Raw genomic sequence first — 6,304 nt, 5'->3', positions numbered from 1 at the left:
TAGCGGCGCCGGGCGCCGGCGTACAGCGTAACGTGCTTTGTGGTTGCGACCAAGTACAGCGTCACCGTGCCCGGAACGGCCATGGCGCGGCCCGGCTCGACGGCGAATTAAGGTGTTGCCAAAACCAAAAGGGCGGCCACGGCGCCGGGGGCCCCCGGCCCCGGGGGCGCCCTCGCCGGTACGGGCGCCTATTGCTATTCGATGTCCAGCCGCTACAACATGCTGACCCGGCCGGCCGTGGTGGCCGTGCGCGACGGGCAGGCGCGGCTGATCCTGCGTCGCGAGACGGTGGGCGATCTGTTGAGTTTGGAGGTGGAGCCATGAGCGAGGTATCGAGCCGCACGGGTGCCGGCGGTTTCGGCGTCGATCATCCGATCGGCGTCGCGGTGCTCGGTATGGGCAATGTCGGTACCGAGGTGGTGCGAATCCTCCGCGACCATGCCGACGACCTGCGCTCGCGCGTGGGCGCGCCGGTCGTGCTGCGCGGGGTCGCCGTGCGCCGGCTCGGCGTCGATCGCGGTCTCCCGGAGGAGCTGCTGACCACCGACGCCGAGGCCCTCGTGGGCCGCGACGACGTGGACCTCGTGGTCGAGGTGATGGGCGGCATCGACCCGGCGCGCAAGGTCATCCTGGCGGCGCTCAACGCGGGCAAGTCGGTGATCACCGCGAACAAGGCGCTGCTGGCCGACTACACCGGCGAGCTGGCCGCCGCCGCCGAGCGCAGCCGCGCGGATCTGTACTTCGAGGCCGCCGTCGCCGGGGCGATCCCGGTGGTGCGCCCGCTGATCCAGTCGCTGTCCGGTGACCGGGTCAACCGGGTGGTCGGAATCGTCAACGGCACAACGAATTTCATCCTCTCGGCGATGGACGAGACCGGGGCCGACTACTCGGACGTGCTGGCCGAGGCCACCCGGCTGGGCTACGCGGAGGCCGATCCGACCGCCGACGTGGAGGGTTACGACGCCGCGGCCAAGGCCGCGATCCTGGCCTCGCTGGCCTTCCACACCCGTGTCACCGCCGCCGACGTCTATCGCGAGGGCATCACCAAGATCTCCGGTGAGGACCTGGAGACCGCCGCGGCCGTCGGCTGCACGGTGAAGCTGCTGGCCATCTGCGAGCGCGTCCCGGGCGAGCTGCCCGCGGCCGAGGGCGGCAAGGAGCGGGTCTCGGTGCGGGTGTACCCGGCGCTGATCCCGCGCAAGCATCCGCTGTCGGCCGTCGACGGCGCCTTCAACGCCGTGGTGGTCGAGGCCGAGAACGCCGGCCGGTTGATGTTCTACGGCCAGGGCGCCGGCGGCGCCCCCACGGCGTCCGCGGTGATGGGCGACCTGGTGATGGCGGCGCGCAACAAGTTCTACGGTGGTCGCGGCCCGGGTGAATCGGTTTATGCTGAGCTGCCGATCGCGCCGATCGGCGACACACCCACCCGCTACCACGTGAACCTGAAGGTCGCCGATCGCACCGGGGTGCTGCAGGCGGTAGCCGGCGAATTCGCCCAACACGGCGTCAGCATCTCGACGGTCCGCCAAGAGGGACACGACGAGGGAGCACGACTCGTCGTGGTCACCCACCACGCACAGGAGTCGGCGCTGGCCGATACGGTGTCAGCGCTCGCCGAACTGGAGTCCGTCACGTCCGTGACCAGCGTTCTGAGATTGGAAGGCACCGAGGAATGAGTACAGGAGTGCAGCCGGCGGCTGTGCACACTCCCTGGCCGGGGTTGATCGCCGCGTATCGCGATCGACTAGCGGTCGGCGCGGACTGGGAGCCGGTCACGTTGTTCGAGGGCGGTACCCCGCTGGTGCCCGCGCACCACCTGTCGCAGCTCACCGGCTGTGAGGTTTATCTCAAGGTCGAGGGCCTGAATCCGACCGGTTCCTTCAAGGACCGCGGCATGACCATGGCGATGACCGACGCCAAGGCCCGCGGCCAGAAGGCGGTGCTGTGCGCCTCCACCGGCAACACCTCGGCCTCGGCCGCCGCCTACGCCACCCGCGCGGGCATGCACTGCGCGGTGCTGATCCCGCAGGGCAAGATCGCCATGGGCAAGCTGGCGCAGGCGGTCATGCTGGGCGCCAAGATCATCCAGGTGCAGGGCAATTTCGACGACTGCCTGGAGCTGGCCCGCAAGGTGACCTCCGAATTCCCGGAGGTCGGCTTGGTCAACTCGGTGAACCCGGCCCGCATCGAGGGCCAGAAGACCGCGGCGTTCGAGATCTGCGACGCGCTGGGCCGCGCGCCCGACGTGCACGCGCTGCCGGTCGGCAACGCCGGGAACATCACCGCGTACTGGAAGGGCTACAGCGAGTACCACGCCGACGGCGTCACCACGAGCCGCCCGCGCATGCTGGGCGTGCAGGCCGCCGGTGCCGCGCCGCTGGTCGCCGGGGCGCCGGTGAAGAATCCCGAGACCATCGCCACCGCCATCCGGATCGGCGCGCCGGCCTCGTGGAACAGCGCGGTGCGCGCGCAGGAGGAGTCCGGCGGCGCCTTCCGGGCCGCCACCGACGAGGCGATCCTGGACGCGTACCGGCTGATCGCGAGCACCGAGGGCGTGTTCGTCGAGCCCGCCTCGGCGGCGAGCGTGGCCGGGCTGCTGGCCGCCCGCGCGGAGGGCTGGCTGGACGCCGGGCTGACCGTGGTGTGCACGGTGACGGGCAACGGCCTCAAGGACCCCGACACGGCCCTGTCTGGCATGCCGGAGGTGCAGGCGATCCAGGTCGACCCGGTCGCGGTGGCCCACGAACTCGAGCTGGCCTGAGTTGAGCTCGCGCGAAGGTCGGTTGATGACTCGGACCCTGCCGCCCGGTATCACCGTGACGGCCCGGGTGCCGGCGTCGAGCGCGAATCTGGGTCCGGGCTTCGACTCGCTCGGTATCGCCCTGGGGCTTTATGACGAGATCGTGGTGCGCACGACCGATTCCGGGCTTACGATCCGGGTGGAGGGTGAAGGCGCCGACGACGTGCCTTGGGGCCCTTCACATCTCGTGGTGCGTGCGATCGAAAGGGGGTTGGAATCGGCGGGCGTCTGGGCCAACGGCCTGGATGTGTTGTGCCGCAATGTGATTCCGCACTCTCGTGGGCTCGGGTCGTCTGCCTCGGCGGTGGTCGGCGGGCTGGCCGCGGCCCGTGGCTTGGCCGCCGAGTTCGACGCGGAGCTGGCCTGTGACGATGCCGAATTGGTGCAGCTGGCTTCGGAATTCGAGGGACACCCCGACAACGCGGCGGCGAGCGTGCTCGGCGGCATCGTGGTGTCGTGGACCGAAACCGGCGGCCCGGTCGCGAACGGCGCCAACGGTTCGGCGGACCATCAGCGCATATACCGTGCGGTGCGGCTGGATCCGCACCCCGCGCTGTGCGCGACGGTACTGGTCCCCGAGGAGCGGTCCTCGACCGCGCATACCCGCGGCATGCTGCCGGACCTGGTCCCGCACGGTGACGCGGCGTTCAACGCCAGTCGCGCGGCACTGGCCGTGGTCGCCCTGACGCAGCGTCCCGACCTGCTGCTACCCGCCACGGCGGACCGGCTGCACCAGGGCTATCGCTCGTCCGCGCTGCCGCTCACGACGACGTGGATCGCGCGATTGCGCGAGGCCGGAATCGCGGCGACGGTGTCGGGCGCGGGGCCGACGGTGCTGGCGTTGAGCACCGGAGATTTTCCCGCTGAGCTGCGTGAACGGGCGGTGATCGACGGTTTGCGGGTGATCCGGCCGGACATCTCCGACGGCGTCCGGGTCGATTGACGGCGCGCCTGCCTTGCTGAGGTGAACGGTGGGAGCTATCCTGAGCGAGTCCGTACATCGTGCGCGTCAGTCGCCGGTGCTTCATCAGGGCAATCGCTCCAGAAGGCTCCTTGCTCAGGCTCGGGACCCGAGTCTCGTACATCGAGGACAGCAACTGGAATGATCACTCCCACCTTTGTGAACCGGTGGCTGTGACCAGGTGGTGTTTCGCCGCCGGTCCGGCGGGGCAGGCGATACGGCATCCGAGTTCGGCGCAGTGACCGGACTTCGGGACGAAACCCTCGAACAAGCACACGGCAATCGAGGGAAGGAAAGGATCTCCGTGACAGATACGGACCTGCTCGCGACACCCGGGGTGGAGACCGATGTGCGCACCTCGGACCGCGAAAGTGACTCCGGACAGATTTCGAAGATGAGCGAACAAACTGACGTCGCACGATCGGGGCTGACTGGAATGTTGTTGCCGCAATTGCGTGCGCTTGCCGGAGAGCTCGGTATCCGAGGCACATCCGGGATGCGTAAAGGCGATCTGATCGCCGCTATCAAAGAAAACCAATCTTCCGGGTCGGGAAAGGCCGCTGCCCCCGCGCGCGGCCGGGCCGAGAAGGCCGCCGACGCGAAGGGTGAGGCGCAGGCCGCCGCGAGCGAGGCGCCCGCGGCCGTGACGGAGCCCGCCGCCAAGTCCGAGCCCGCGGCCAAGGCCGAGAAGTCGGACAGGACCGAGAAGTCCGACAAGTCGGAGTCCGGCAAGAAGTCCGAGCCCGCCGCGAAGAACGACTCCGCCGGTCGCAACGAGGGCGGCAAGTCGGCGCGGGCCGAGCAGCAGACGCTCGACGGTGTGGGCACGGACAAGCCGGCCGAGCAGAACTCCGCCGATTCGGGCGACGACGCGGGCCGCGAGGGTGGTCAGCGTGGCCGGGGCCGGCAGCGCCGGGGCCGCGAGCAGCGCGCCGCGGAGGGTTCGGAAGGCAAGGCCGAGAACAAGTCCGAGGCGAAGACCGAGGGCGAGGCGAAGCCGGAGCAGGATGCGGGCGAGCGTCGTCGCGACCGCAACCAGCAGTCGGGCGGTCAGAACCAGAACAACCAGAACGGCGCCCGAGGCGGCCGTGATGGCCGCGATGGTGGCGGTGACGACGACGAGTCCGGCCGAGGCCGGCGCGGTCGCCGCTTCCGCGAGCGGCGGCGCGGTCGCGACCGCGAGAGCGGCGGCAGCGAGACCCGCGACGTCGAGATCCGCGAGGACGACGTCCTGCAGCCCGTGGCCGGCATCCTGGACGTGCTCGACAACTACGCGTTCGTGCGCACCTCCGGCTACCTGGCCGGGCCGAACGACGTGTACGTGTCGATGAACCTGGTCCGCAAGAACGGTCTGCGCCGCGGTGACGCCATCACCGGCGCGGTGCGCGCGCCCCGCGAGGGCGAGGCCGGAAACCAGCGGCAGAAGTTCGATCCGCTGGTGCGCCTCGACACCGTCAACGGCAGCGACATCGACAGCGCCAAGCGCCGCCCGGACTTCAACAAGCTGACCCCGCTGTACCCGAATCAGCGGCTGCGGCTGGAAACTCAGCCCAACAAGCTCACCACCCGGGTGATCGACCTGATCATGCCGATCGGTAAGGGACAGCGCGCCTTGATCGTGTCGCCGCCGAAGGCCGGTAAGACCACGATCATGCAGGACATCGCGAATGCGATCGCGGTCAACAACCCCGAGGTCTACCTCATGGTGGTGCTGGTCGACGAGCGTCCGGAAGAGGTCACCGACATGCAGCGCACCGTGCGCGGCGAGGTGATCGCGTCCACCTTCGACCGGCCGCCGGGGGACCACACCTCGGTCGCCGAGCTGGCCATCGAGCGGGCCAAGCGCCTGGTGGAGATGGGTCAGGACGTGGTCGTGCTGCTCGACTCCATCACTCGCCTCGGCCGCGCGTACAACAACGCGTCGCCGGCGTCGGGCCGCATCCTTTCCGGTGGTATCGACTCGACCGCGCTGTACCCGCCCAAGCGGTTCCTCGGCGCGGCGCGCAACATCGAGAACGGCGGCTCGCTGACGATCATCGCCACCGCGATGGTGGAGACCGGTTCGACCGGTGACACGGTGATCTTCGAGGAGTTCAAGGGCACCGGCAACGCCGAGCTGAAGCTGGACCGCAAGATCGCCGAGCGGCGCGTGTTCCCGGCCGTCGACGTCAACCCGTCCGGTACTCGCCGCGACGATCTGCTGATGAATCCCGACGAGGCCGCGGTGCTGCACAAGCTGCGTCGCGTGCTCTCCGGGCTGGATTCGCACCAGGCCATCGATCTGCTGATCGACCGGTTGAAGAAGACCAAGAACAACCTCGAGTTCCTGATGACGGTCTCCAAGACCGCCCCGGGCGCGCTCGAGGAGTAACTCGCCTACCGCTGTTTCCGGCGGGCGAAAGTTGTTGCGGGGGCCGCGTTTGGGGGGGGGCGCCCCGGGGTTTTTGGGGGGGTTGCGGGGGCGCCCGGCAGGGGGGGGGCGCCGGAGAGCACCCCCCCGGTGAGCGCCGGGGGGGGGGGGTAGCCCCCCGGGGGGGCGGCGG

General features: G+C 69.7%; 4 protein-coding genes and 1 pseudogene. All 5 read left to right on the top strand.

The window, feature by feature from the left end; genetic code table 11:
- Positions 1–150: 150 nt before the first annotated feature.
- A pseudogene (locus QH470_RS20670) lies at positions 151–324 on the top strand (diaminopimelate decarboxylase); the annotation flags it as partial.
- Positions 321–1,676 carry a homoserine dehydrogenase gene (locus QH470_RS20665; RefSeq protein ID WP_280274048.1) on the top strand — a complete coding sequence of 452 codons (1,356 nt, stop codon included), beginning with the start codon at positions 321–323 and terminating at the stop codon, positions 1,674–1,676. The pseudogene QH470_RS20670 and the gene QH470_RS20665, both read left to right, overlap by 4 nt.
- The gene (gene thrC, locus QH470_RS20660; RefSeq protein WP_280274047.1) at positions 1,673–2,761 is read left to right on the top strand and encodes a threonine synthase; all 1,089 of its coding nucleotides are present in this window, start codon (positions 1,673–1,675) and stop codon (positions 2,759–2,761) included. The genes QH470_RS20665 and thrC overlap by 4 nt, the downstream gene beginning before the upstream one ends.
- Before the next feature lie 25 nt (positions 2,762–2,786).
- Complete coding sequence (gene thrB, locus QH470_RS20655) at positions 2,787–3,743, top strand: homoserine kinase (protein WP_280274046.1); 957 nt, start codon at positions 2,787–2,789, stop codon at positions 3,741–3,743.
- 454 nt (positions 3,744–4,197) lie between these two features.
- On the top strand, positions 4,198–6,132 hold the full coding sequence (gene rho, locus QH470_RS20650; protein ID WP_425302723.1) for a transcription termination factor Rho: 1,935 nt from the start codon (positions 4,198–4,200) through the stop codon (positions 6,130–6,132).
- The last annotated feature ends 172 nt before the right edge of the window (positions 6,133–6,304 follow it).

This window comes from Nocardia wallacei, from assembly GCF_029868745.1.
GTDB classification, from domain to species: Bacteria; Actinomycetota; Actinomycetes; order Mycobacteriales; family Mycobacteriaceae; genus Nocardia; species Nocardia wallacei_B.
This window is presented reverse-complemented; position numbering and strand designations above follow the sequence as displayed.

Bases quoted from the DNA above. Each gene is read 5' to 3' on its own strand.
- QH470_RS20665 (WP_280274048.1), top strand. From the start codon at position 321: ATGAGCGAGGTATCGAGCCGCACGGGTGCCGGCGGTTTCGGCGTCGAT.
- thrC (WP_280274047.1), top strand. From the start codon at position 1,673: ATGAGTACAGGAGTGCAGCCGGCGGCTGTGCACACTCCCTGGCCGGGG.
- thrB (WP_280274046.1), top strand. From the start codon at position 2,787: ATGACTCGGACCCTGCCGCCCGGTATCACCGTGACGGCCCGGGTGCCG.
- rho (WP_425302723.1), top strand. From the start codon at position 4,198: ATGTTGTTGCCGCAATTGCGTGCGCTTGCCGGAGAGCTCGGTATCCGA.